The sequence below is a fragment of the Mesorhizobium sp. WSM4813 genome (genome assembly GCF_055811555.1).
In genome coordinates, this window is the sequence record NZ_JBVVQU010000067.1 from 1 (window position 1) to 25,194 (window position 25,194).

13 protein-coding genes and 18 pseudogenes are annotated in these 25,194 nt (G+C 60.5%); 18 read left to right on the plus strand and 13 right to left on the minus strand.

The annotated features are described in order from the left end of the window. The first annotated feature begins 634 nt into the window (after positions 1-634). Positions 635-1,414, plus strand: a complete 780-nt coding sequence (locus AC0L25_RS27915) for a maleate cis-trans isomerase family protein (protein ID WP_473598441.1) — start codon at positions 635-637, stop codon at positions 1,412-1,414. A 487-nt stretch (positions 1,415-1,901) separates the two neighbouring features. Continuing rightward, a pseudogene (locus tag AC0L25_RS27920) lies at positions 1,902-2,572 on the plus strand (transposase); the annotation flags it as partial. A 14-nt stretch (positions 2,573-2,586) separates the two neighbouring features. On the opposite strand, the pseudogene AC0L25_RS27925 reads toward AC0L25_RS27920, so the two are convergent. The 3 pseudogenes from AC0L25_RS27925 to AC0L25_RS27935 form a co-directional block, all read right to left on the minus strand. Next, positions 2,587-3,076 (minus strand): annotated as a pseudogene (locus AC0L25_RS27925) (IS5 family transposase); the annotation flags it as partial. A 289-nt stretch (positions 3,077-3,365) separates the two neighbouring features. Continuing rightward, a pseudogene (locus AC0L25_RS27930) lies at positions 3,366-4,395 on the minus strand (IS110 family RNA-guided transposase). Positions 4,396-4,566: 171 nt separating this feature from the next. After that, positions 4,567-5,082, minus strand: a pseudogene (locus AC0L25_RS27935) (transposase); the annotation flags it as partial. A 26-nt stretch (positions 5,083-5,108) separates the two neighbouring features. Here AC0L25_RS27935 and AC0L25_RS27940 point away from each other — a divergent pair. The 3 genes and pseudogenes from AC0L25_RS27940 to tnpC form a co-directional block, all read left to right on the plus strand. Then, a pseudogene (locus tag AC0L25_RS27940) lies at positions 5,109-5,438 on the plus strand (transposase); the annotation flags it as partial. A gap of 8 nt (positions 5,439-5,446) precedes the next feature. Beyond that, positions 5,447-5,752 (plus strand): IS66 family insertion sequence element accessory protein TnpB, encoded by a 306-nt coding sequence (gene tnpB / locus AC0L25_RS27945; protein WP_473598442.1) that lies wholly within the window; start codon positions 5,447-5,449, stop codon positions 5,750-5,752. 84 nt (positions 5,753-5,836) lie between these two features. Continuing rightward, positions 5,837-7,346 (plus strand): annotated as a pseudogene (gene tnpC, locus AC0L25_RS27950) (IS66 family transposase). Here the strand turns inward: tnpC and AC0L25_RS27955 are convergent. From AC0L25_RS27955 to AC0L25_RS27970, 4 genes and pseudogenes are all read right to left on the minus strand, one after another. Then, positions 7,337-7,577: pseudogene (locus AC0L25_RS27955) on the minus strand (ATP-binding cassette domain-containing protein); the annotation flags it as partial. The pseudogenes tnpC and AC0L25_RS27955 overlap by 10 nt on opposite strands. A 78-nt stretch (positions 7,578-7,655) precedes the next feature. Then, positions 7,656-9,242: an ABC transporter substrate-binding protein gene (locus AC0L25_RS27960; protein WP_473598443.1), complete on the minus strand. Its 1,587-nt coding sequence runs from the start codon at positions 9,240-9,242 to the stop codon at positions 7,656-7,658. A gap of 411 nt (positions 9,243-9,653) precedes the next feature. Further along, complete coding sequence (locus AC0L25_RS27965) at positions 9,654-10,163, minus strand: transposase (RefSeq protein ID WP_473598444.1); 510 nt, start codon at positions 10,161-10,163, stop codon at positions 9,654-9,656. A gap of 31 nt (positions 10,164-10,194) precedes the next feature. After that, positions 10,195-10,335: pseudogene (locus tag AC0L25_RS27970) on the minus strand (transposase); the annotation flags it as partial. A 257-nt stretch (positions 10,336-10,592) separates the two neighbouring features. Between AC0L25_RS27970 and AC0L25_RS27975 the strand changes: the two are divergent. After that, entirely contained in the window at positions 10,593-11,825 is a 1,233-nt protein-coding gene (locus tag AC0L25_RS27975; RefSeq protein WP_473598445.1) for a M20 family metallopeptidase, read from the plus strand. A gap of 135 nt (positions 11,826-11,960) precedes the next feature. On the opposite strand, the pseudogene AC0L25_RS27980 reads toward AC0L25_RS27975, so the two are convergent. Continuing rightward, positions 11,961-12,522: pseudogene (locus tag AC0L25_RS27980) on the minus strand (IS6 family transposase); the annotation flags it as partial. Between the two features lie 521 nt (positions 12,523-13,043). Then, positions 13,044-13,271: pseudogene (locus tag AC0L25_RS27985) on the minus strand (ISAs1 family transposase); the annotation flags it as partial. A 251-nt stretch (positions 13,272-13,522) separates the two neighbouring features. Between AC0L25_RS27985 and istA the strand changes: the two are divergent. Together istA and istB are read left to right on the plus strand one after the other, a co-directional pair. After that, a pseudogene (istA, locus tag AC0L25_RS27990) lies at positions 13,523-14,808 on the plus strand (IS21 family transposase). Further along, positions 14,808-15,609, plus strand: a pseudogene (gene istB, locus AC0L25_RS27995) (IS21-like element ISSme2 family helper ATPase IstB). The pseudogenes istA and istB overlap by 1 nt, the downstream one beginning before the upstream one ends. 35 nt (positions 15,610-15,644) lie before the next feature. On the opposite strand, the pseudogene AC0L25_RS28000 reads toward istB, so the two are convergent. Then, positions 15,645-15,926: pseudogene (locus AC0L25_RS28000) on the minus strand (ISAs1 family transposase); the annotation flags it as partial. 121 nt (positions 15,927-16,047) lie between these two features. On the opposite strand from AC0L25_RS28000, the gene tnpA reads away from it, so the two are divergent. The 4 genes and pseudogenes from tnpA to AC0L25_RS28020 all read left to right on the plus strand — a co-directional run. Next, positions 16,048-16,419, plus strand: coding sequence for an IS66-like element accessory protein TnpA (gene tnpA, locus AC0L25_RS28005; protein ID WP_473598446.1), 372 nt, complete (start codon positions 16,048-16,050; stop codon positions 16,417-16,419). Between the two features lie 31 nt (positions 16,420-16,450). After that, positions 16,451-16,789 (plus strand): IS66 family insertion sequence element accessory protein TnpB, encoded by a 339-nt coding sequence (tnpB, locus tag AC0L25_RS28010; RefSeq protein WP_473598447.1) that lies wholly within the window; start codon positions 16,451-16,453, stop codon positions 16,787-16,789. A 209-nt stretch (positions 16,790-16,998) separates the two neighbouring features. Then, positions 16,999-17,085 (plus strand): annotated as a pseudogene (locus tag AC0L25_RS28015) (hypothetical protein); the annotation flags it as partial. 208 nt (positions 17,086-17,293) lie between these two features. After that, positions 17,294-18,070: pseudogene (locus AC0L25_RS28020) on the plus strand (IS66 family transposase); the annotation flags it as partial. A gap of 39 nt (positions 18,071-18,109) precedes the next feature. On the opposite strand, the pseudogene AC0L25_RS28025 reads toward AC0L25_RS28020, so the two are convergent. After that, positions 18,110-18,465 (minus strand): annotated as a pseudogene (locus AC0L25_RS28025) (transposase); the annotation flags it as partial. Here AC0L25_RS28025 and AC0L25_RS28030 point away from each other — a divergent pair. The 6 genes and pseudogenes from AC0L25_RS28030 (at position 18,425) to AC0L25_RS28055 (ending at position 22,488) form a co-directional block, all read left to right on the plus strand. After that, complete coding sequence (locus AC0L25_RS28030) at positions 18,425-18,718, plus strand: tyrosine-type recombinase/integrase (protein WP_473598448.1); 294 nt, start codon at positions 18,425-18,427, stop codon at positions 18,716-18,718. The pseudogene AC0L25_RS28025 and the gene AC0L25_RS28030 sit on opposite strands and share 41 nt — an antisense overlap. Then, positions 18,715-18,987 (plus strand): hypothetical protein, encoded by a 273-nt coding sequence (locus AC0L25_RS28035; RefSeq protein ID WP_473598449.1) that lies wholly within the window; start codon positions 18,715-18,717, stop codon positions 18,985-18,987. Before AC0L25_RS28030 ends, AC0L25_RS28035 begins: the two co-directional genes overlap by 4 nt. 67 nt (positions 18,988-19,054) lie before the next feature. Further along, positions 19,055-19,642 carry a tyrosine-type recombinase/integrase gene (locus tag AC0L25_RS28040; RefSeq protein WP_473598456.1) on the plus strand — a complete coding sequence of 196 codons (588 nt, stop codon included), beginning with the start codon at positions 19,055-19,057 and terminating at the stop codon, positions 19,640-19,642. After that, positions 19,639-20,628: a tyrosine-type recombinase/integrase gene (locus AC0L25_RS28045; protein ID WP_473598450.1), complete on the plus strand. Its 990-nt coding sequence runs from the start codon at positions 19,639-19,641 to the stop codon at positions 20,626-20,628. The genes AC0L25_RS28040 and AC0L25_RS28045 overlap by 4 nt, the downstream gene beginning before the upstream one ends. A gap of 110 nt (positions 20,629-20,738) precedes the next feature. Further along, a pseudogene (locus tag AC0L25_RS28050) lies at positions 20,739-21,192 on the plus strand (transposase); the annotation flags it as partial. A gap of 1,047 nt (positions 21,193-22,239) precedes the next feature. Beyond that, positions 22,240-22,488, plus strand: coding sequence for an Lrp/AsnC ligand binding domain-containing protein (locus AC0L25_RS28055; RefSeq protein WP_473598457.1), 249 nt, complete (start codon positions 22,240-22,242; stop codon positions 22,486-22,488). Between the two features lie 38 nt (positions 22,489-22,526). Here AC0L25_RS28055 and AC0L25_RS28060 read toward each other — a convergent pair whose 3' ends face one another. Both AC0L25_RS28060 and AC0L25_RS28065 read right to left on the minus strand, forming a co-directional pair. Further along, positions 22,527-23,903, minus strand: coding sequence for an LLM class flavin-dependent oxidoreductase (locus AC0L25_RS28060; protein ID WP_473598451.1), 1,377 nt, complete (start codon positions 23,901-23,903; stop codon positions 22,527-22,529). 475 nt (positions 23,904-24,378) lie between these two features. After that, positions 24,379-25,078 (minus strand): annotated as a pseudogene (locus AC0L25_RS28065) (IS110 family RNA-guided transposase); the annotation flags it as partial. Between the last annotated feature and the right edge of the window lie 116 nt (positions 25,079-25,194).

The following is a 25,194-nucleotide window of genomic DNA, read 5'->3' on the forward strand; positions in this document are numbered from 1 at the left end:
AATTCACGTCGGCTCAACAGGCCCGTAGCTACGCCACGGCTGAGATACTCGAGTTCCTGTGACATTAAGTGCTCCTCCCTGTGGTGCCCTTAATTAGCCGCAGTTGAGCATCGATTCTCAAACAATTGTTTCATGCTCACGATCCAGGTGATGGCCGACAACGTCTGCTACCGACCTTCTCGCCTCGATCGATGGTCTCTGCCTCGCAACCTTTAAAAACCGCTGACCGACAGGCCACCGGATCAGACGCTAGGCGTCGCCATCAGCCTAAGATCGTTGAGATTAAATTGTTTGACAATCGATGCTCAGGCCACGTATAAGGCGCCTCGAATGATCTGGTTCGATAGCTTTCTCTAGTTCAGGGCGGCATCCAAGAGTCAGGCAGTTTGATGGCGAAGCCAATAGCCCCGCGTCGCTAACCACCTCCTCGTTGCTGGTTGAGTCACGCAGAAGCGGCGCTGCTACGGGTCGCATCGCATCTGGCAGTCTGTTTATCAGTACATACCGTCAGCATGGATGATCAAATCGTTTGATGGGAGGCTACCAACGGCAAAGCTCGGCTTGTCCGGGAAAGTTCATGTTTGCGCGAAGGTAGCGTCGTGTCCAAGATAAACAGCGACAAAGGAGTGGCCAGATGCAGAAAAGAATCGGTATAATTTTTCCTGATGATGGAGAGGTACCCTATGAACTGATTGACGATCAATACATCAATAGGTGGATCGACAATCACAACGTGAAGAACGTTGAATATATGTCATTTCTTATACCGTTCCCAACTGCGTTGCGCTTCGGTAGTGCAGCTCAATTTTGTGAGCACTTGGCCACGGAAGAGGTACTTTCGGCGGCTGCGTGTCAGTTAGGGAAAAGCGGATGCCATTCGGTCGTATGGGCCTGCACAGCAGCCAGTTTCTTTAAGGGAATGCAGTACGCACAGCGCCAGATTCAGCTGCTTGCTGACAGTGCTGGGGTACCCGCATCGAGCACGGCAATGGCGTTTTTGGCTGCACTTGACGTACTTGGCGCAAAGCGAGTTGATATTGTATCGCCGTATGAACCTGAGCGCACGCAAAAAATGGTCTCGTTTCTCTCTGACGCAGATATTGGTGTTGGAAACATCCGACATATGACGCGTGTACCGGGCCAACACGTTTTTAATAGCGACTGCGAAACAGAATTGGCTGAGTTCGTTTCGTCGACAACACTTTCCGATGACCCGATACTAATTCCGTGTACTTCCATCAGTTCGTTGAGACGCGCGGACTCTTTTGAGAAGATTGCAGGTCGGCCAGTTATCACGGCCAACCAAGTGACGCTGTGGCATGCACTTATGCTCGCCGGGCTCACACCCAACATCGCCGATGCGGGCTCATTCTTTAGGTCATACGCCCAGAGCACGCTCCGTCTACCGCAGTAGGTGCCCGACGCACCTGAAGGTTCTGGAAGAGTAGAAGGCCACTTGCTGAGGCTGATGCCGAAGCAATGCTTAACGATGCACACGATGGTTTTATTATCCGTGGCCGTAGGGCCCACACCTAAAGGGAGGCGCATTTCGATGTCGCAGGAAGTCGACAATCTCAGCCGCCGTGTTGCCAGCAAGTCATCGCAGTCCGATCCCGAGGCATGGCAGCTCGATCCGACGCTAGGCGCGCCCATGATCCCGCCGGATGAGTGGTCGTTTTGGCCTTATAGCAGGTGGACATTTTCCCACGTAAGCGAATACACGCGAACCGCCAGGGTTTAGAGGCGGGCGCATTTGAGGATTCCCAAGAGACGTCTTCGGTGATTCATGGGAGGTCGTCGATCTCGGCCAGGGCGATCTCGGGCTTGGTCCTGTACGCACGATGCTCATCAGGTATACCGGCGCGATCGAGCAGGGCGGGATCGGCGCTGACCGCACGCCCCTTGCCTGGGCCGTCGGCATCCCGTTCAAGCAAAGGTCTATCCCGCCGACGTGGCGATGATCTTCCCCGTTGCCGGCCCGCAGCCGCCCGCGCCAACGGCATTTCCCGGATGCGAAGTCGACCACTGCCCAAGCGATGCTGGAGACAGCCCGATGGAGGACGGTCAGTTGGCGACGTGGCACCAAGGGCCGCCTCTCAGCACGCTTCGCCGCTGTCCGTGTTCGGGTTGCCGACGGCCCGCCCCAACGCATCCGCGACATGGGCGCCCAGCACTTGCCTGGAGAAGAGTTCTGGGTCATCGGCGAGCGTCGCTCGACCGGCGAGCGCAAATATTATCTCTCCAACCTTCCCGCCGACATCCCGCTCAAGGAACTCGCAGGCGCTATCAAGGCGCGCGGGGTCTGCGAACAGGCGCATCGACAGCTCAAGGAAGAACTCGGCCTCGATCACTTCGAGGGGCGCTCATGGACAGGCCTCCACCGGCACGCGTTGATGACCATGACTGCCTATGCCTTCCTGCAATCTCGCCGCCGCAACCAGGCGAGAGGGGAAAAAAGAATCCAGGCCCCGCCGCCGCAACCAAGCTTGCCAGCCGTTCGACAGCCAATCCTAAACGCGCTCGCACAACCGCCGCCGATCAAATGCCCGCACTGCAGAAGGCCAATCGCTAGCCTAGGGCCAAGACTCATAACCAGTAGCTGACGGTTGCGGCGATGCAGACGGCGGCGAGGAAGTTCCGGGCGAGCCGATCGTAGTGGGTTGCGATGCGGCGGAAGTCATTGATGCGACAGAACATGCGCTCAATCGCATTGCGGTTTCTGTAGAGAAAGGGCCAGAAGCAGTTCTTCTATTCCGGTTCGCCTTGGGCGGGATATTGGCGAAGGCGCCGCGTCCGCGAACCTGCTCCCGGATGGCATTGCTGTCATAGCCTTTGTCGGCATGCAGGATTGGCGCCGCCGGCATCTGCTCGATCAGCAGCGCCCCGGCAGTTGCAATCGGCGACCTGGCCGCCGGTCAGGAGAAAGCGACCGGCCGGCAAAATCCATCCGTCAGAGCATGGATTTTGGTGGTCCGTCCGCCTCTCGAGCGACCGATGGCCTGATTTTGCTCCCCCCTTTGCCGGCGGCCGCACAGCGATGCGCCCTTACCGCCGATGAGTCGATGAGAAGCTCAGTTGTGTGCGTCAAGTTCTTGTGTGGATGCCAGCCATTTTGCAAGGAGGAACCTGAAGCATTGGACATGTGATCGAGTGCGGTCATGTGTCAGGCCTTGATTTGCGGCCGTTCCATGTGCCGCGGGCCGGTATGGTGATGCGCGGATCAGGTCCAAATCAGCAAAGCGAGCTTGCGTGGGCTCTCAACTTGACTCTGGTTTTCCTGACCCCGATCTGATCGATCATTTGCCCATGCAGTTCATGCCTTCCTCACATCCCCGACGTCCCGGTCTCAGGTGCGTTGTTGCAAATCACGCAAGCACCGTCGCCGGATCTCGGTAGTCCTCCTGTTTCGTCAGCATGGCCCAGATGCCACGCGCCATCTTGTTGGCCAGCGCGATTGCCACCAGCATGCGCGGTTTCTTCAACATCAAGCGGGCAAGCCAGGAACCGTCGGGTGCGCGCCTCCGAGATGCCCATCGAACCACGGCCATGGCGCCGATGATGAGCAACCGCCGAATATCGCGCTGGCCCATCTTCGATACCTTCCCTAGTCCGTTGCTTGCCGCCGCTCGACTTCTGCCGAGGGACCAGCCCGGGCCAGGCGGCGAAATCGCGACCGCACTTGAAGGCTTCCATCGGTGGCGCAAAGGTTTCAATGGCAAGGGCAGCGATAGGGCCGACACCGGGCATGGTCTGCAAGCGCCGAGATGTTGCAGCTTGCTTGGACAGCGTGTCGATCGTCTTCTTCAATGCCGCGAGCCGGCTGCTCAACTGGTCGATCTGGTCAAGGAGAGCGCTGCAGATGTCACGGACCAGATCCGGCAGGTCTGCGCTCTCGTCCTCGACGATCTCTGCCAGACGTGGCAGGTGGCCGATGCCTTGCGGAGCAACATAACCGAACTCATAGAGGTGCGCGCGCAGCGCATTCACCAATTCGGTTCTCTGATTCACGAACTGCTCTCTGGTGCGAAACACGATAGCCCGGGACTGCTGCTCCTTGGTCTTCGGTTCGACAAAGCGCATTGTCGGTCGTTGCGCTGCTTCGACGATCGCCTCCGCATCGGCGACGTCGTTCTTCTGCCGCTTGACGAACGGTTTGACATAGGCCGGGGCAATCAGTCTTGGCTCATGGCCAAGCCGAGCCATCTGACGGGCCCAGTAGTGGGAGCTGCCGCACGCTTCCATCGTCACGACACATGCCGGTTGACTCGCCATGAACTTGCAAAACTGCAGGCGCGACAGCTTCTTGCGGAACACAACCGATCCATCAGCTGCCGCCCCGTGCAGCTGAAAGACGTTCTTTGCCAGATCGATCCCAATGATGGTAACCTTTTCCATGGATGCCTGCCTCTCCTTTGCGTGGCGCTAACACCACAAACTTTGGCACATTGCGATGCCGTCGGAGAAGGCTGGCATCCACCCCATCAGCAAAAGGGCTTGGCAGTGACGTTGGCGTGTCCGCCGCGCAGCCCCCGTGTTTAGCGGAGCGGCGGACATGGCGGCCGCGTCTCAGGCGGCCAATGCCCTCAAGCTCTCCTTCTTGTGTTCGCGCAGGTGATCCATGTTGAGATAGCGGGTCGCCTCCAGCCAGTTCTCGTGGATCTCCACCGCCAGCGCCCGCACCAGCCGCAGGCAGCTCCGCGGGCTGAGGAAGATGCGGACGACCAGGGTGCGTCGTTTGATTTCCTGGTTCAGCCGCTCCAGCATGTTCGTCGACTTCATGTGCTTGTGATGCGGCAGCGGCAGCCGATAGAAGCTCAGCGTCTCCTCGATGTTGTTTTCCACCCAGTCCACCAGCTTCGGGTATTTGGCCTGCCACTTGCCGATCCATTGCGCCAGATCGCGCTTGACCTCGGCAAGATCGCGCCGGTCATAGAACCATCTGAGCTCCATCAGGCAATCGTCGTCGACCTTGCGCGGCACGTAGTCGAGCGCGTTCCTGAGGAAGTGCACGTAGCAGCGCTGCCACACCGCTTCGGGCAGCACTTCGCGGATCGCCGCCCTGAGCCCCGGATGGTCGTCGGCGTGAGTGGCCGCCGCAGGAGAGGGCCCGGATAGTGGCGGAGAGCTACGAGGCGGGCGAGACGGTTTGTGCAGTGGCGCGCCGGTATGGCCTTTCACCGCAGCAATTGTTCACCTGGCGTCGGGCTGCTCGCCGGCCGATGCGGGAGGCAGCGATATGGGAATCCATGTTCGTGCCCGCGGTGGTGACGGCGCCGCTTGCGAAGGCTGCGGAGAAGCATCGGCCACAGCCAAGAAAGCGGGAGCCGGCTCGAGATGTGATCGAGCTCGAGATCGACACGGCATCGCAATGGGAGGGTCGTGGTGCGGATTCGAAGACGGTTGCAGCGGTGATCCGTGCGCTGAGGGCAACGTCGTGATCGGGCCAATGGGAGCGGTCAAGGTCATGGTGGCGACGAAGCCGGTCGACTTCCGCAAGGGAGCGGAAGGTCTGGCAGCGCTCGTGCGCGAGGCGATGGGCGCGGATCCGTTCTCGGGCGCGGTTTACGTGTTCCGGGCCAAGCGGGCCGACCATCAAGCTCGTCTACTTCGACGGCACGGGCGTATGCTTGTCGCCAAGCGGCTGGGGGGTGGCAAGTTCTGCTGGCCGGGCCTTACCGATGGTCTCGTGCGACTGACGGCGGCACAGTTGCAGGCACTGCTGGAAGGCCTTGACTGGCCGGCGGGTGCATGAGACGCGCGAGACGCGTGTTCCTATTGCGGCGAGCTGACCATCACATCATTGCCAAATCACTGGAATCCATACTTTATCCGCTTCGTGACCGACGCGGCCTCTGCCCTTCCCGACGATCCTCACGCGCTTCAGGCGATGCTTTTGGCCGCACGTGCGGAGAATAAGAGCTCCGCCAAATCATCAAGGAGTTGCAGCGCCATCGCTTCGGGCGGAGGGCGGAAAGCCTGCCGGAGGACCAATTGCTTCTGGGGTAGAGGCAGAGGGCTTCGCCAGCGCGGATGCCGCAGAACCTGCAAAGCGGGATGCCCGGGCTCGCAAGCGCCGCGCCAACCGCGGCTCGTTACCCGCCCATCTGCCGCGCGTCGAGCAGGTAATCGATATCGCCGACAAGATCTGCCCGTGTTGCCGAGGCCAGTTGCATGTAATGGGCGAGGACCTCTCCGAACGTCTCGACATGATCCCCGCCCAGTTCCGGGTGATCGTCACCCGTCGACCGAAGTATGCCTGTCGCGCTGCGAAGAGGTAGTGATCCAGGCGCCGGCTCCAGCCCGGCTCGTCGAGGCGGAATTCCCCCATAGGCCACGGTGGCTTATGTGCTGGTGTCGAAGTATGACGACCATCTGCCCCTGTATCGTCAGGCCCAGATCTACGCCCGCCAGGGCGTTAACCTCGACCGTTCGACGCTTGCCGACTGGGTCGGCAAGGCTGCCTTCCTCCTGAAGCCGGTGCATGAGCGGCTGTTCGAGCGGTTGAAGGCATCGGACAAACTCTTCGCCGACGAGACCACCGCGCCCGTACTCGATCCGGGCCGGGGCGGACCAAGACGGGACAGTTGTTCGCCTACGCCCGTGACGACCGCCCGTGGGGCGGGATCGATCCGCTAGGCGTCGCCTATCTCTACGCACCGGACCACAAGACCGAGCAACCGATCCGGCATCTTCAGGGCTTTGCCGGGACCCTGCAAGTCGACGGATAGCGGGCAAAAGCGCTGGCCGAACGCAACGCCGTGAGCCTAGCCTTTGCTGGTCGCATGTGCGTCGCCGCTTCTATGAGCTCGCGCAGTCCGGCCCCGCGCCGATCGCGACGGAGGCGCTCGCCCGCATCGCCCAACTCTACCATGTTGAGAGCGAGATCCGCGATCGCTCCGCCGATGAACGCCGCGCCGTCCGGCAGGAGAGAAGCCGTCCTGTCATCAATGCCCTTGAGCCGTGGCTTAGGGAGCAACTCACCCTCATTAGCCAGAAGACCAAGCTGGCCGAGGCTACTCGTTGCGGGCTCTCGCGTTGGGCGGGTCTCAGCCGCTTCCTCGACGATGGTCGCATCGAGATCGACTCCAACGTCGTCGAGCGCGCCATCCGACCCATCGCCATCGCCTTGAACCGCAAGAACGCGCTCTTCGCCGGCTCTGACGGCCGGCGGCGAGCATTGGGCAACGATCGCGTCGCCGATTGAGAGATGCAAGCTCAACGGCGTCTAGCCTAACACCTCCCTCGTTGACGTGATCGCCCGGATCGTCGCCGGCCATGAACAAGGCCAGATCGACGATCTGCTGCCTTGCGCCTACAGACCCATGCCGCTCAAGGCCGGGGCCTGAGAACAGCGCATACTCTGGTAGATCATCTGCAGTTCTCGAACATCGTCCCTGGAGCGGTCGGCAAGCCTGGGCGTTAGTGTGCGGCCGGCGAAGGTGATGCTGCGGCGATCGGCGGCAGCAGCCCGGTGATGACGCGGGCGAGTGTGGATTTTTCCGGAGCCCGACTCGCCAACTACAGCGAGCGTTTGGGCCGGGATGGACATTAACCGAGACGTCCTGCAGAACCTTAACTCACTGCCGCCTTAAGCGGCTGTGACGTTCCTCACTGACAACCTGTCCCGATGGGCGACATTTGCGGCCAGCTTCGGATCAAGAAATCAGCCAACATTTGGAGAACGCTTCACCGTTCATCAGGGAGTCTCTCCAGGGGACATAGCCGCCAACTTTATCCGAAATGGCGTCGATGACCTGGTTAAACATCGGCACTATCGCGCCACCCTCGTCGCGTAAGAGGATGGCCATCTCCCGGTAGAGGTTCTTGCGCTTATCCTGGTCGAATTCAGCGAACGCCTCGGCGAGAAGCTTATCGAACCTCTCATTGTAGAAGTGCGATTCGTTCCATGCCGCCGTCGACGAATAGAAGATCGAGTACAGCTGGCCCTGCGTCGCGCGCCCGGACCCCCAGGTGGCGCAGAAGGGCTGCTTGTTCCAGACTTCATTCCAGTAGCCGTCGCTCGGCTCGCGCTTGATCTCGACGGTAATGCCAGCCTTAGCACAGCTTTGCTGGTAGAGTTGGGCGGCGTCAACCGCGCCTGGAAAAGCGACGTCCGAGATGCGAAGCAGGATCGGCCCGCTATGGCCCGATTTCTGATAGTGGAACTTGGCCTTGTCCGGATCAAAGGTGCGCTGCTCGATGTTGTCGGGGAAGAGCGGATAGGTCGCATTGATCGGGAAGTCGTTGCCGACCGTGCCGTAGCCGCGCAAGATCTTGTCGACCATCTCCTCGCGGTCCATGGCAAGCTTGAGCGCCATTCTCAGATCTTTATTGTCGAAGGGCGCCGTGTCGCAGAACATGTTGAAGGCATAGTAGGTGGGACCCGCCACGACCTCGACCTTCAGGTTGGGGGCGCGCTCGATGAGATGAACGACTTTGGGGTCGACCTGGTTGATCATATGCACCTGGCCGGCCTGCAGCGCGGAGATGCGCGCGGTATTGTCGTTGATGGTGAGGAGCTCGACCTGGTCGGCGAAGCCCCTTTTGTCGGACTGCCAAAAATTGGCGAAGCGCTCACCTCCGTAGCGGACGCCGGGCTCGTCGACAGTCACCTTGTAGGGCCCGGCGCTGATGCCGGCTCCCGGATTCTCTTTGCCACCGTTCGGCTGAATGATCAGGTGATAATCAGTCATCAGATATGGGAATTCAGCATTCGCTTCCTTCAGCGTCACGACGACCTCGTCGTCATTTGCTTTGATGGTGTCGATGCTCTGCATCAAGCCCAGCGCGCCGGATTTTGACTTGGCGTCGGAATGACGCTCGAGTGTCGCCACCACATCTTCCGCTGTCACGGTCTTGCCGTTGTGGAACTCGATCCCCTTCCGGATCTTCATCGTCCAGGTCTTGGCGTCCTTAGATGGGTTGATTTCCTCGGCGAGGCGATACTCCAGTCCGCCGTCACGCCCCAGCGTCACGAGATACTCGCCCCAGCAGGATTCTCCGAAGACGCCCGACAACGTCGAGAATATAGCCGGATCGAGATTGTCGGTCGCCGCCCCGCCACTGAGGCCGGCTTTCAGAATGCCGCCACGGACTGGCTCCTGGGCGCGTGCAGCGCTGGTGAGGAGCGCATTCGCGAACGGCGCTGAAAAGCCGAGCGCCGTCGCACGCCCGAGAAATTCACGTCGGCTCAGGCGGCCTGCAACGACGTAGCGGCTGAGATACTCGAGTTCCTGTGACATTCATGCTCCTCCCTGCGGTGCCCTAAAGAACTATCAGTCGATCATCGATTGTCAAACGATTACTTGCTGACGATCCTATCTGTTTCACAAGTTGGTGGCAGCATGGACATCGTGGCAGCCGCCGGGCCAGGGCGCGGGCGAGTTAATCCGGATGGTGGGGATGAGTTTGGCGACGTGGCGTTCGGGGCTAAGCGGCGGCGCCGCGGGGTCGGTAACCTTCGGCAGGTGGCTTGAGGAGCGGCCAACCGTGAGGCTGAGGGGGAATCTGACTGCGTTCGGAGACCAGGAATCCATAGGCGGCAATCGCGAGCGTTGCGTGGTGTTGGAGCCGCGCCGTACCTCATAGTGGGCAAGGCCGATCTCCTGCTTGAGTTCCTGATAGACCTGTTCGATCCGCCATCGCATCTTGGCCTAATCGAAGAAGTCGGCAAGCTTGGTCTTCCAGGCAAGGTCGAGAGCCGGCACTTGGTTGGCCCGACTTCGCCATCTGGCCGATCCGGAACCATTCCTCAGCGTGGGTGACGGAGCGCCAGTATCGCGATGAGCCGGCCGAACCCGAACGGCGACAAAGCGTGAGGCAAGCGACGCCTTGGAGCCATCGCGCCAAGTAGCCATGTGCCAGACGTCCTCGGGCAAGGCTTGCACCAGTTCCTTGGCTGAGACCGGCGCATTTTCAGCCTTCCGCCGAACGCGCGAGGGCGGGCGTCCGCGTCCCGCTCCACGGCTTCGCCGGCAAGGGTTGCGCGCCAGCGACTTCAGGCGGATCGAGGACTGGACGCCGACGACATACGTCAAACTCATCTTCATCCGCCGCGGAAGGGTGTCATTGCCGTCGCCGGCATCGGACAGTACCACGCCCCGTGAGATGCCGGCATCCAGCGCCGCCCGGATCTGCGCGAGCGTGATTCGGGGGAAGATCACATTCTCTGCCACGCCTGTCTTGGCCCGCCGGTCAGGGCAGGGCCGTTCGCTCAGCTTTCCGGAAGATTGAGCTGAGAGGCAATCGGCAGGCTCGCCTGCTCGGGGTAACCGACAGAGAGACCCCGACCTGGCAGTTGTCCTGCTTGCCGCAGCTGCCGCAATACTGCCGATGGCCGACAACGTCTGCTACCGACTATTCGCCTCAATCAATTGCTGCCTCGCAAAACCTAAAAACCACTGACCGTCAGGCCGTAAGATCAGCATACATTTCTACGGGAATAGCTGTTTGACAATTGATGATCAGGCGACGTATAAGGCGCTCGAATTCGGCTACCTGGTTCGATAGCTTTCACTCGCAGCGGCATCTAAGAGTCAGGGAATTAGATGGCGGAGCCAATAGCCCAGCGCGATACCCCACCTCGAGGCGGGTTGAGTCACGCCAACGCGGCCGCCATCACCGGGGGCAATCTACCAGTTGAAGTAACGGAAAGCCAGTCAATTACAACAGGAGAATGTATGTCACCCGTGTGTGCGGAAACTGTAGCCCTCCTACAAGAACTTGTTAAGATTGAGAGCGTCAACCCGGCATTGTCGCAAACAGGAAGTGGAGAACAAGGGGTCGTTGAGTTTCTTGAGGGTTTTTGCAGGGAACGAAATCTCCCATGTGAAATACAGCACGTGGTGAATGGCCGCTCGAATTTGTTAACCTGGGCACAGGGGCGGGATCCTGACAAGCGCGTCCTTTTTTTAGCGCACATGGACACGGTGCCTACAGGCGAATGGAAGTCAAACCCGTTCTCTGGCGAGCAAAGGGAGGGGCGGATCTATGGTCGAGGTGCTTGCGACGATAAGGGTTCGCTTGCGGCTATGTTGATCGCTCTTAGCACTCTTGGAGACCGCCAGCCCAATGCCACAATCGTCGTCGCGGCGGGCATTGACGAAGAGGGCCCCAAAGCTGGCGCTCGCGCCATTGCTCAATCCGGCGTGTCCTATGACGCGGCAGTGGTCGGTGAACCAACTGACTTAGAACTTGTTGTCGCTCACAAGGGCTCGGTCCGCTGGCAAGTCGAAGTTGAGGGCGTCGCCGCGCATACTTCGAAGCCCCATCTCGGGGTCAATGCGATCACGGGAATGGCTAGGATAGTATTGGCACTTGACGAGTTTAATCAGACCTTGGCGCTGCGGACACATCCATTAGTCGGCTCCCCAACTCTAACCGTCGGTCTTATCGAAGGGGGCATAGAGCTAACGACTGTGCCGCCGGTATGCCGTATTTGGATTGATCGACGTCTCATACCAGGAGAGCGGCCGCAGGAAGCGATACAGGAGGTAGAGAACATATTAGAACGATTCCGCCAGAGTGAAGATAAAATTAAAGTGCGCTCTCTGCTACCTGCGTTGGAAGATCCAGCTCCGGGAAGTGCCGAGTCGAGCAAAATTGCAGCAGTGGCCTCAAAGGCATGTGCTGAAGTTGCCGGAACAGGCAAGTACGTCGGTGTTCCTTATGGTACGGATGCAAGTCAGCTCTCCTTGGCGGGAATACCCTGCATTATTCTCGGCCCCGGAAGTATCGATCAGGCCCATACGAACAGCGAGTTCGTTGAAATAGATCAGCTAGCCAAAGCGGTTGAGATATACCGAGATATCATGCTCAGCTATTAGTGCTGTTTGACGGCCTGTGAACTAATACCTCCTGAGTTGGTGCACTCTGGAGTAGGTCTTTTGGCAGACAGGAGGCTGCAATGGGTTTTGTTGCACAGCTGAATGGGAGCTCAGAGAGGTCTGACACAAGGCCAATCACGTGGCAAGGATGTGGAACTGCTCGGCCAGCGATGGATAGGTGAAGGCGAACCTCGCCTTTTGGTTACGCATCATGTCAAAATTTCGATGCCGTTTAGGTCATTGGGGCTGATGCTGGTGATTTGAAGCCGAGCATAGACCGGATGCGGCGCTTAATGCGCCGATGGTCCTGTTCGATCCGGTTATTCAGGTATTTACTCTTGCGGATCCGGATCGGCTTCAGCCGATTCCGGGAACGATCCTGCAAGCGGTTGGTGATGTCACAGGAAACGATAGCCTCCTGGTTGGTCTGGCTACCATCGATGACGGCGCGGTCGGGCCGGCCATGGATGTGCCCAGCGCTGTTCTGAAGAACCGCTTGGCCGAGGGCAGATCACGCTGCTCGCTGAACCAGAATTCGACTGTGTCGCCGACACTGTCGATGGCGCGGTAAAAATACATCCACTGGCCGCGGACCTTGATAGGACGTCTTGTCGACATGCCACTTCCCGGTCACGCTACGCTTGCGCCGGTTGCCGTGAGCCAGCAATCGCGGCACGAAAAGAACGGTCCAGCGGTTACGGCTGAATGGGAGCGCAGTGAACCTCCCCGGTTTGCGTTCTCGGCTTCCTCCCCAGGCAGAGGCGAGGGACGCGATGTACCGCCACGGGGGAAGATAACCCGCGCTCCCACAGTATCGAACAGGGCAACGAGTCCAGGTTAACGCGCTTGAAGGGCGGCGGTGAGGTAGCCGGTATCCCAGGTTGCGAGTTTTCGCTTTCCCTTGATGGATAGGCCTAGCCCGGATGAGCTTGAGGGCGAGGTGGCGGACCATGGCCATGTTTGTGGCGCCGTGGCCGCGGCGCAGGCGGGATTGGTCCTCCTTGAATTGGACATCGAGAACCCAATGCAGGCGGCCGTTCTCGATGCCCAATGGGCTTTGGCGGCCTTGGCAAAGGCTTTCGCGGTGAGGATGCGAGAGGAAGATGTAGCATCGCCGCTCGACCCTGACCTCGGTGCCCGTCTCGATACGGGTCTCGACCATGGCGATGGTGCTGAGGCCCGTGAAGCGCGGCTCATCGGGATAGTGCCGCTTGCCGCTCATGCGACACGCTGGGAGACGAGGTGGCGGCGCTTCTCGATGTGGCCATGGCCCTTCTCGACCTCGGTGAGCGCATCGATCTCATTGGCCGGAGTGGCGTCGAAATAGAGCTGGATCTCGGCATGGGCGGTCTTTTGATTGTCCTTGGCGGCCAGCAGATAATCGCCGCCGAGATCGGCGATCGTCTCGGCGAGGTCGGACTGGCAACCCATGGCGTCGATGGAAACGAGACTACCCGCCCGCTCCGGACGCGGCCAACTCCTTCAGCAGCAAGGGAATGGCGGTGATATCATTGATTGTCGGCAAGCGCCAATTGCCCAGCACGAGGCTGTGGGTTGTCGCATGAGCCGAGACCAGGTGCAGCGCCGCCTGTCCACGCCCGCGATCGTGGCTGCGGCGTGAGGTTGTCGGGCGAAATGAGAAATTGACCCCCACACGAAACGAAGAACTGACCCCTCGTTTTTGAGAGGATCAGTAGATGCACGATGAATTTCCATCGAAGCTCGCGTTGTCGAAAACGGTGCGGGTTGAGGAGATGCGGTCGGGGGAAGAAGTTTCAGCAATGGTGCGACTGCATGGGATTGGCTGGGAGCGAAACGGATCGCGCAGGAGTTCGGTTGCGCGCGCAATACGGTTCGTCGCTACCTTCGCGAAGGCGGCGTTGTTGCCTATCGTCAGCCCCGGCGTCGAACAGCCTTTGATGGCCTGGAGGATTGGCTTCGGGAGCGGTTTTTCCGCCATGAAGGCAACGCGGACGTCATTCGCCAGGAGCTGGCGAGCGAACATGGGATTGTGATCGGGCTTCGCTCGGTGGAGCTGAGGGTGAAGTGCTGGCGCCGGGAATTAAAGGCGCAGAAGCGGGCGACGGTCCGCTTCGAGACAGCGCCCGGTCATCAGATGCAGATCGACTTTGGCGATACTCGGGTCTGGATCGGCGGCGAGCGGGTGCGGATCCATGTGTTTGTCGCCACGCTTGGCTATTCGCGCCGGATGCATGTCCGCGCTTCGCAGAGGCAGCGTCAGGCGGACTGGTTCGAAGGGATTGAAGGCGCTTTTCTGCGGTTCGGCGGCGTTCCCGCGGAAGTGCTGATCGACAATGCGAAGGCGCTGGTCGAACACCATGATGCGGTGACGCGAGAGGTCCGATTCAACACGCGACTGCATGCGTTCGCCCGGTACTGGGGCTTCACGCCGCGGGCCTGTGCTCCCTATCGGGCACGCACGAAGGGAAAAGACGAACGCGGCGTCGGCTACGTCAAGAAGAACGCGATCGCCGGGCGTCGGTTCGAGAACTGGGCGGCATTCGAGGCGCATCTCGACCGCTGGACGCGCGAGGTCGCCGACCAGCGTGAACACGGCACCACCGGCGTTGCGCCAGCGGAACGCTTTGCCGAAGAAGCCAAGGCGCTGCGCCCTCTGGCAGACCGTGCCCCATTCGGGCAATTGCGGGATCTGGTCCGCAAGGTCCAGGCCGACTGCGCGATCGATCTCGACACGAACAGCTACTCCGTGCCCTGGCGCCTGATCGGTGAGAGCGTCCAGGTCGTGGTTTTGGCCGGCCAGGTGATTATCCGCCATGCGGGCCAGGTCGTCGCAGACCACGCCTTTTGCCGTGGGCGACGACAACGGGTCGTGGATCGCGCTCATTTTGTCGGTGTAGCCGGCTTCGAAGGGCCGGTGCGTGCAACTCCCATTGATGTCGCTCCAGCCGCCTTGCTGCGATCACTCGCGGAATACGAGGCGGTTGTTGGAGGGGCCTGGTGATGACGACCGTTGATCATGACGTGCTTCATCGCAACGCTCGATCGGCTGAAGCTGACGGCGATCCGTGACCAGCTCGATGCGCTGCTGGACGAAGCTGCCCGTTCGAAGATGACCTTGCGGGAAGCCTTGGCCTTCCTGGTGTCGCGCGAGATCGCCCGTCGCGACGAGCGGCGCATCTCCATGTCGAGCAAGCTCGCCCAGTTCCCGTTCGTGCGCGAACTCGACGGCTTCGACTTCGATGCCCAGCCTTCACTCGATCAGGGCCAGATCAGGGAACTCGCGACCTGCCGCTGGATCGCACACGGCGACACAGTCCTGTTCCTCGGACCGCCCGGAACGGGCAAGACTCATCTTGCCGTGAGCCTCGGCCGCGAGGCGATCCGCCAGAACTACAATGTGCAGTTCGTCACGGCAGCGACGCTGGTGGCGATGCTGGCCAAGGCACATGCCGATGGCTCGCTGGACAAACAGTTGACGACCTTGTCGCGGCCGAAATTATTGATCATCGACGAGCTGGGCTATTTGCCCTTCGAAGCCAATGCCGCACACTTGTTCTTCCAACTGGTGTCGCGGCGCTACGAGAAGGGATCGATTCTGATCACTTCCAATCGTTCTGTGGGCGAATGGGGAAGTGTTTTTGGCGACCCCGTTGTGGCCACGGCGATCCTGGATCGCCTGCTTCATCACTCCACGGTGATCACCATCCGCGGTGACAGCTATCGGCTCCGCGAAAAGCGCCGGTCCGGCCTTCTGCAGAAGGTCGGACCGGCACTCGAAACCAACGAAACAGCAAACCAATGAAGGGGGTCAGTTCTTCACTTCGCCAATGGGGTCAAATCCTCGCTTCGCTTGACAGAGGTCTTGCCATCGATGGCAATCTGGCCGATTGCTTCGGGCAGACGCTCGGCAACAAAGGCAAGAAAGCAAGAAGCGAACAGGTCCGGTCCGATCCGGTTCATCACCACCCGCAGCCAATCCGCGCAGGGAATGCCGAAATGGTAGGGCTGCAGACGCCGCAGGAAGTCGAGATGCCTATTCCCCCAGAGAACGATGTCGTCATAGTCGTCGCAGCCCGCCATCGTGCCACAGACAACCAAAAGCGGCACCTCGCTCAGCGGAGTAAGCGGTGCACCAAGGCACCTTTCAATAGGCGGATGAACATGGAGCTTTCGCGCCCTGACATTGGAACATGCAGAGGCGATGTGGTCGCCGAGATCAGCGTCGCCGCGGCGGCTGAAGATGGTGCAACGATGGCCGGCCGCGCGGCAACGGAGGCTGTGGAGTTGCGCGGAGAAGCGCGCGTTGGTCGACCTTGCGAGCGCGGCGGGGTCGTCGGTGACCGAGGTCGCGCAAGCGTTCGGCGTAGCTCCGTCACAGCTCTTTGCCTGGCGCAAGCAGATGGCCGGTGGCGCGCTTGATGCCCATCAGGCGATGGCGACCTTCGCACGGATCGACGTGAGCGATCTGCCCGGTGTCGAACGCCCCGTCGCCGATTGCCCGGACCCGGCTGGCAAGATCGTCGTGGTCTTTCCGAGCGGCACGCGATTGCGGGTCGACGGGATCGTCGATCCGACAGCACTGCGCATCGTCCTGACGGAGTTGACCAGGTGATCACGGTGGGGCTGACAGACCGGATTTACCTGTGCTGCGGCGCGACCGACATGCGTCGCGGATCAACAGCCTGGCGCGGATGGTGCAGCAGGTGCTCGCGCTCGACCCGCACACCGGCGCGATCTTCTGCTTCCGTGGACACAAGGGTTATATCATTAAGATTCTGGCGCATGACGACCAGGGGTTCTGCCTTTTCCCCAACCGGCTTACCGATGGTTGTTTTGCCTGGCCAACCACCAAGGAGAAAGTCTCCGTGTCGCTCTCCAAGGCGCAGCTGCTTCTGGAAGGTATCGACTGGCGCCGGCTTGCTCGTTTGTTATTGCATTTGTGTCGATTTTGCTTCCTTGAAAGAGCTCTTTCGGGTATGTAATTTGGGTCGTCGGAACAAGCTCCCTCAATCGCTGATTTCCTCGCCCGGATCGCGCTCTGGAAGCGGCCGTTTCTGCCCGTGACACCACAATTGCCGAACGAGATGAGCAGCTGCGCGGAGAGCGCGCCGAGGCCGCACTTCGCATCCAGCGCCTGCAGCTGCAGATCGATCGCTTCGACCGCAAGGACTTCGGCCGCTCGTCCGAGAAGCTGGACCAGATGCTGCTCAAACTCGAAGATCTCGATCAGGTCGCCGCCGGCGTGCCCGATGCCGAGCTGCCCATCGTTACTGACACCGACAAGGTCCGGGTGTTGCCGGTGCGCAAGCTCAACCCGAACCTGCCGCGCAAGCGGGTGGTTCGCGAGTCTCTTGCGCATGCTGCCCGGGCTGCGGCGGCGATCTGCGTGCCATGGGCAAAGATAGCGAGGAGATGCTCGACCTGGTCGCCCAGGCCTGGCAGGTGGTTGAGACCGTTCGACCCAAGTACAGCTGCCGGACCCTGCGATGGCCTTGCTCGATCCGATCTACAACCGCATCCGTGAGATCGGCCGTACCCGCGCCAAGATTCACACCGACGACACGCGACTTCCGATCCTGGCGCCCAGCACCGGCACGACGCACAAAGGCGCGCTCTGGGTTTACGTCGCCGAAGACCGCAACTCAGGTTCGCTGGAGCCGCCGATCGCCTGGTATCGCCCCACCATGGGCCGCGCCGGCGAGAGCGTGATGACCGAACTCGCCGGATTTGCCGGCACACTCCAGGCCGATGGCTTCACCGGCGACAATCAGATCTACAGGGGCGGCGCCATTCGAGAAGCTGCCTGCCTGGCCCATCTGCGTCGCAAGATATTCGACGTTCATGACAGCCAGCCGACCGAGCTCAGCACGACGGCGATGGCCGGCATCCAGGCGATCTACCGGATCGAGGAAGAGATACGGGGCTCCCGCCGGCCGAGCGATTGGCCGCACGACGAAAGCGGACCCGACCCCTGGTCCGGGCACTGCGACGACTATGGCACCAAGCGATGGCGCGCGTTCAACCGCTTCCTCTACGAAGGCCAGCTCGAGCCCGACAACCTGATCGCGGAGCGCGCCATTCGTGGATTTACGGTCGGCAGGCGCAATTGGCTTTTCTCGGGCAGCTTCGCCGCGGCCGAGCGGTCAGCGGTCGTGCTCAGCATCATCGAGACCGGGAAGCTCTGCGGCGTCGATGCCGAAGCCTACATGGCCGATGTCACCGAGCGGATCCAGAACGACTGGCCAGTCTCGCGCTGGGACAAACTGATGCCGTGGAATTGGGTGCGCCGCCAAGAGAATGACGGCCGCCTTGATGCCTTCATGGGCATCGGAGACGACGAGCTTGACGCCGCGCAGGCCGCGACGTGTCAGCTTCCGGAGGAACTCCGTCCAGATCGCCTCGGCCTCCGACGTGCCGATCTCCATGCCCAGCACCACGCGCCGGCCGTCCGCATTGACGCCGACAGCGATGACGGCGACCGAGACGATGCGGCCGCCGCGTCGATCCACAGATATGGCCAGTCGCTCTCGATAGGTCTTTCAAGGAACGCTTTGACCTTGCCGTCGATCTCTTCGCACAGCCGGCTGACCTGACTTTTGGAGATGCCGCTCATGCCCATGGCCTTGACCAGATCGTCGATTGTGCGCGTCAGGGCGCCCCATAATGCCCTCACAAGCGCTGGCGTGTCGCAAATCGTGGCCGCCGCCGGTTGCCGCACCGGGCTCGGCCGGATCCACGCCCACCGCCTGCGCCATACGGCGGCGTCGGCGATGTTGCGCGCTGGCGCGTCGCTACCGGAGGTCGGGCAGGTCCTGCGTCATCGCCGCGCCCTGACAACGGCGATCTATGCCAAGCTTGATCGCGAAGCCCTGCGAACGATCGCCCGCCCTTGGCCGGGAGAGGTGGCATGAGCGCCCTTCGCCAGGCCCTGGCCGATTACCTGGCCATGCGTCGCGCCCTCGGCTACACGCTTGTTCGGTCCGAGAAGCTTCTTGCCCAGTTCCTCACCTACCTCGAGGCGCAGGGCGAAGACCACCTGACCACCAAGACGGCCCTTGCTTGGGCGATGCTGCCGGCAGGCGCCGATCGAAGCTGGATGTCGGCGCGACTTTCCGTCGTTTCGCCGCTTTGCTACCCATCTGCGCGGGATCGAGCCGGCAACCGAGGTGCCGCCGTGTGATCTGCTGCCGGGGCGATCTTGCCGAGCGACGCCCTACCTCTATTCGCAGGAGGACGTCATCGCCTTGATGACGGCAACCGCGGCCTTGCGCACGCCGCATCGGGAAGCAACCTACCGGACCCTGACCGGCTTGCTGGCCGTGACCGGAATGCGGGTTGGAGAAGCGATCGGCCTGGACCGCGACGACTTCGATGCGGTCGGCGGCGGCCTCACCATTCGGCGCGGAAAGTCCGGAAAATCCCGCGAGTTGGCGTTACATCCGAGCACTGTTGCGGCCGTCGGCAATTATCTGCGCCGGCGCGATCGACCCCGCCGGCCGCCGAACACGCCCGCCCTGTTCGTCTCACCGGCCGGCACTAGGCTGCTCTATGTGAACGTTCAAAACACGTTCCAGAAGCTCGTCTGTCGCGTCGGCATCGCCCCGCGCTCGGCGGCCGGCCGACCACGGCTCCACGACCTGCGGCACGCGTTTGCTGTTCGCACGCTTCTTGATGCTTATCGCGACGGCGGCGACCCGGGGCGCCGGCTTGCCCTGCTGTCTACCTATCTCGGTCACGTCGATCCGGGCAAGACGTACTGGTATCTCTCGGCGGCTCCGGAATTGCTGCAACTGGCCGGTGATCGTCTGGAACGACGGATCGGAGGCGGCGCATGACCGCCCTCAGCGCGACCTTGCAGGCGTTCTTCACCGACCGCCTGATCCGGCAGCGGCAAGCCAGCCCGCATACGCTCGCCGCCTATCGGGACACCCTGCGGCTGATGCTGGTCTTCGCCGCCGCGCGGCATGACACAGAGCCTTCCAGGCTGGAGTTCAACGACCTCGATGCCGCGTGTGTCGGCGACTTCCTCGATCACCTCAAGCGTCATCGGGGCAACAGCGCGCGGACCCGGAATGCGCGGCTTGCCGCAATCCGGTCGTTGTTCCGGTTCGCCGCCCTTCGTTACCCCGAGTACGCCGCGACAATCGAACGGGTGCTCGCGATTCCGCCTAAGCGTTTTGAGCGACGGCTTGTGACGTTCCTGACGGAGGAGGAACTCGATGTATTGCTGTCCGCCCCCGCCCGGTCGACCTGGACCGGGCGGCGCGACCACGCCTTGCTTCGGCTCGCCGCCCAAACCGGCCTGCGGGCGTCCGAACTGATCGGCCTTCACTGCGCCGATATCCATCTCGGTTCCGGCGCTCATGTCAGCTGTATCGGAAAGGGGCGAAAGCAGCGGATCACACCCCTTACCTCCAACATGGCCGCCGTGCTGCGCGTCTGGCTGGCCGAACGTGCCGGGCAGCCGGCCGATCCCCTCTTCCCTACACAGACCGGCAATATGATCAGCCGCGACGCTCTCGAGCACCGGCTCGCGAGGTATGTCGAAATCGCTGCCAGAAACTGTCCGTCGCTGCAGCGGAAAAGGGTCACACTGCACACCTTGCGTCATACCGCGGCAATGCGACTGCTGCGTGCCGGCGTCGACACCTCTGTGATCGCGCTGTGGCTTGGCCACGAACAGATCGAGACCACCCACATCTACTTGCACGCCGATCTGGAGCTTAAAGAGCGCACCCTGGCGAAAACCACGCCGGCCAACACGGCGCCAGGACGCTACAGACCGCCCGACAAGCTTCTCGCTTTCCTCGAGGCGCTCTGATTATGCCGACCCCATCGCAGCGATCACCGCCTCCGAAGCCGACATCCACCCGCAAGGTCGGCATAATCCAGACATCGGCATAATGGACGTTATGCCGACGTCGGCATAACGTGCACTTCATGAGGAACGTGCTGGCCCATGCCGCCAAAGCGGGCGCCGCGTCGTCTCAGCCTTCATCGCTACCGCCTTCGCCCAGGAAACGCCCGAGGCCGCGTCCGTACAATGGCGCGCCGTCGCCGACCAGATCCGGCCGAAGGTGCCGAAGCTGGCGACAATCATGGACGACGCCGAGCCCGACGTGCTTGCCTACATGACTTTCCCCAAGGAGCACCGCGCCAAGCTGCACTCGACCAACCCGATCAAGCGCCTCAACGGCGACATCAAGCGGCGCACCGAGGTCGTCGGCATCTTCCCAAATGATGACGCCATCGTCCGCCTGGTTGGCGCGATCCTGCTTGAAAGAACGACGAATGGGCCGTGCAGCGCGCCAGATACATGACGCTGGAAACCATCAGCCAAATGAGCGATGATCCTCTCATCAGCCTGCCAGCCGTGGCACGCTGATCAGCCCGGCCTCATGCCGGAGAGCGCGGCGACCAAGCCGTCAGCTAGACCACTCCCTGGGACATGATCTCGTCGACGTGATCGCCCGGATCGTCGCCGGCCTTCCACAAAGCCAGATCGACGATCTGCTGCCTTGGCCCTACAGACCCATGGCGCTCAAGGCCGTGGCCTGAGAACAGCGCATACGCTCAGCCCAGGGATGCCATGGATAAAGAAGCTCGCGTTGGTCGGTCCAGTGGGTGTTCCGTCGCTGAGTTGTATAACAGCCTTCATCCGCACAAGGCGCTCCCCACGGGAGTTCATCCGAGCCCAAACCCAGTAGCCGGGTGTCAGGTGAAATGGAGGCCACTCCAGCCGGTCATCATGGCTGTCGATGTTGAGGGAAACTCCATTCACAATTCCGGGCCTCTTGAGTGGCGTAAGCGCATTGCGGCCGACAGCATCGCACGCAACATCGGGGTTTGAGTCTTCCCGGCTGGGCGATCTGGCCAGACTCCAGCGCCTGACTAGGCCGTGGCGGTAACGCGAGCGGCATTTTGCAGTGCCCAGCGGCGCGCCAGATAAGAAGGCCTTCAAGCCGAATGCGCCGATGTAAACACTGCATCTGACGATGCCGTCCACATGATCGATGCTCCGATGCTGTCGAGGGCGTCACTAGGTATAGCATCCGGAGGTTCAAAAATGCGCTATCTATCTACGATGAGGTCTCCGCCGAACAACAATTATACTCTCCAGTTGCGTCATCGCCCCGTTAGGCGGGGCGATAGCGAAACTGTTCTACAGCCTTTCTCCATGATCGCTCTCCCTCACCTGGACTTTCGACAACCCCACTCTGGCGCATTCCCGGCCGAGAACGGATGCCATTCACTACATTCGATCACTTCAATCCATGATAGAATTGGTTGGCATCAATTGCGAAAGCGTGTTCACCTTTCGGCTTCGGCCTGTTCGGATCGGCTCCGCATACTCCAAACCGCACGGATTATGCGCGGCTGAGTCCGACCGTGACCGGTGGCGTGATCTTCGTCGTGGTGGAGGTGGTGGATCATCACCGAAAACCGACGACACTTTGAGACCGCGATTCAACAAATCCCGGAAATGCTGGACTGCTGGGCCATCGGGGGGCGGATCGATTATCTGATGCGCGTTTCATCTCCTTCTATGGCTGCGTATCAGCACTTCATGGAGGGACTGCTGCAGGCAGGCTTAGGGATCGATGATACTACAGCACTTGTCGTGACCAAACCAGTGAAATCCAATTCACCGATCCCCCTGTCCGCACTAAGACAGAGGTAAACTCCAAGATTGCGGGAGCGCCATGACACAGGGGACAGTCATCGATCAAGTTTGCGACAGAGCCCTTGAGTCCTTACACCTGCCTGTGTGAACCGATTCGCTGGCCGCTTGAGACCGAGGTTCTCTCTTAGGGTTTGTCCGGAGTATTTGGACCTGAATTTTCCTCGTTGGCGCAATTCAGGAACGACGAGCTCAACAAAATCCTTGAGTCCGCTGGGAGCGGTCGCCGGCAATACGTTGAATCCGTCAGCCGCATGTTGATCAAATACGTCGACCATGGTGTTCGCAATTTCGTCCGGTGTTCCAACAACCAGCAGATGGCCGTTGCTGTCCGATACCGAGCGGATTAATTGTCTCCAGGTGAACTTCTGGCGCGCGGCCAAGTCGAGGAGCAATTTTTGACGGCTCTGGACGAAATTCGTCTTCGGCAAAGCTTCGGGGACCAATGAGTCAAGATCAATCGAACGCAGATCGGCTACAGATCCCAGACAAAGATCGGCCGCCCTCATTTGAACGTCGATATGCGTATACGATTGTAGGCTTCTAAGCTTCTCAGACGCTTCTTGCTTGGTCCTCCCGACGATCGGGACAATGCCCGGCATGACAAGCACCTGGTCGTCCTCCCGTCCAAGTGCGCGCGCTTTCTCTTTGAGAGTTCCGTAGTATTGTTTGCCGTTCTCTAAAGACGGTTCGGCGGTGAACACGACCTCGCCAACTTCTGCAGCGAACGCAATTCCGGCGTCGGATGCGCCAGCCTGAACCAACACGGGATAGCCTTGCGGCGGCCTCCCGATGTTCAGTGGGCCTCTGACTGAAAAGTGGTTCCCTCGGTGGTCGAGCAAATGCAGCTTCGCAGTATCGGCGTAAATACCGCTTTGCTTGTCGCGAATGAAAGCGTCGTCTTGCCACGTGTCCCAAAGACCTTTGGCAACTTCTACGAATTCCCTCGCTCGAGTGTAGCGTGTGTCATGATCTGCAAGTTCCTTTTCACCAAAATTTTGCGCTTCGAAATTACTTACCGACGTGACAATGTTCCATGCCGCGCGTCCCCCGGATAAGTGGTCAAGTGACGCGAACATACGCGCGAGATGATACGGTTGGTAGTACGTCGTCGTCGCTGTCGCGACAAGGCCGATGTCCTGTGTTCTCGATGAAAGTGCCGACAACAGCGTAATTGGCTCGAACTCATCGTTACCACTTACACGAGCAATGGCTGAATGGTCACTTATTATGCCTTGGCAATCGGCGAGAAATACAAAATGAAACGCCGCACCTTCGGCTAGTGCTGCCAGATGAGCATATTGGTCGATATCAACTCCGCCATCCGCTGGCACGCTCGGATCGCGCCAAGCACCTCCGTGATATCCCGCCCGAGCGAGATACAGTCCGAGCTTCATTTCATCATTGCGTCGCATAGCGCATCTCCGTTCAGTTTGGCGCCACTCTCTTACGCAAGAACCGACAACAACGAACCTACCAAGCGTGGTAGTTGTATTCTGGGTGTAGCTTCGATGAGCTGTTTCCGAGCTGCGGGAATCGGGAACGGGAAGGCAAAAAACGCCGGGAGTGCAGCTGATTTAAGCTGCCTCCGCGTCGTGGATATGGTGGTGGCGTCCGAGCGAACTGTTACGCATTCGCCTCCTCGATTGTCTGCGGCGCGGCGCCGGAAAGGGTACTGATGGAGTTTTATATTTGGGATGCGTTAGCCGGTACACGGTTGTCTTCGCGGTCGACATCAGTCGCCGCATGATGGAGCGTCGCGGGAGGAGCCTTCAATGTAGACGACGCACTTTGCTGGTCAGCGGTGCAACCCCATCAGCGAAATGGCTCGGCCCCACGTCCCGGCAGGGACGTCTCAGGCGCTCAGATCTTGAACGCTATCCCCAAGTTTCATGTTGTGGCTCCTGCGTTGCGATCAAAGGGCTCGCCAGTCTTGAGCATCGCATGCATCGTGGCCGCCAGTTTGCGCGCTACCGCAACGGCGGCGCGTTTGAAGCCGATCCTTTCGCGGAGCTTGAGGCCCCATGTGCGCAGGTGCTGTTGGTCGAGTTGGCTGTCAGAATGACTTCGCCGCCTCGTAGAGAAGCCCGCGCAACTGACGATCGCCACGTCGGGAGATGTGGCCGTCATAATCGACCCCCCCGATTGGGAGCGGCGGGTCGTTAAACCAAGCCAGGCGCCAACCGAGCGGGACTTCTTGAAGTTGTCAGGCTCCTCAATGGCGGTGACGAAAGAGGTTGCGGAGATTGTGCCGACGCCGGGGATCGACATGAGAATGCGGCAGGCCTGGCTTTGGCGCGCAGTGGCAACAAGCTGACGCCCGAGTTCGGCGGCGCGGACGCGCATGCTGCGCCAAGCCTCCAGCATCGGCAGCACGATAGGAGCGAGCCGGTCCTGATCGACAAGAAGGCTCCGGACATTCTTCTCGACGTGCTTCCCTTGCCCGCATGAACGAGCAGCCCGAACGTTTTCATGAGCCCACGGATCTGGTTGGAGAGTTCGGTCGTGATCCTGACCAGCCGGGTGCGTGCCGCCACGAGCGTGCGCGTTAGCAGCTGTCGAATCCTTTCACCCGCACCTCACGGAAGAAGCACGCCAACATATGGCGTGCCACAAATTACAACTCGCCGTTAACCTGAACTCGTTGCCTTGGCTAATTGTTTGACAATCGATCATTAATCGTTCATGGAAGATCTTAGCGCCGCG

Coding starts and splice junctions, on each gene's coding strand:
- AC0L25_RS27915 (WP_473598441.1), top strand. CDS start 635: ATGCAGAAAAGAATCGGTATAATTTTTCCTGATGATGGAGAGGTACCC.
- tnpB (WP_473598442.1), top strand. CDS start 5,447: ATGGGAGCGGTCAAGGTCATGGTGGCGACGAAGCCGGTCGACTTCCGC.
- AC0L25_RS27960 (WP_473598443.1), bottom strand. CDS start 9,242: ATGTCACAGGAACTCGAGTATCTCAGCCGCTACGTCGTTGCAGGCCGC.
- tnpA (WP_473598446.1), top strand. CDS start 16,048: ATGGTGCAACGATGGCCGGCCGCGCGGCAACGGAGGCTGTGGAGTTGC.
- AC0L25_RS28030 (WP_473598448.1), top strand. CDS start 18,425: ATGGCCTTGACCAGATCGTCGATTGTGCGCGTCAGGGCGCCCCATAAT.
- AC0L25_RS28035 (WP_473598449.1), top strand. CDS start 18,715: ATGAGCGCCCTTCGCCAGGCCCTGGCCGATTACCTGGCCATGCGTCGC.
- AC0L25_RS28040 (WP_473598456.1), top strand. CDS start 19,055: ATGACGGCAACCGCGGCCTTGCGCACGCCGCATCGGGAAGCAACCTAC.
- AC0L25_RS28045 (WP_473598450.1), top strand. CDS start 19,639: ATGACCGCCCTCAGCGCGACCTTGCAGGCGTTCTTCACCGACCGCCTG.
- AC0L25_RS28060 (WP_473598451.1), bottom strand. CDS start 23,903: ATGCGACGCAATGATGAAATGAAGCTCGGACTGTATCTCGCTCGGGCG.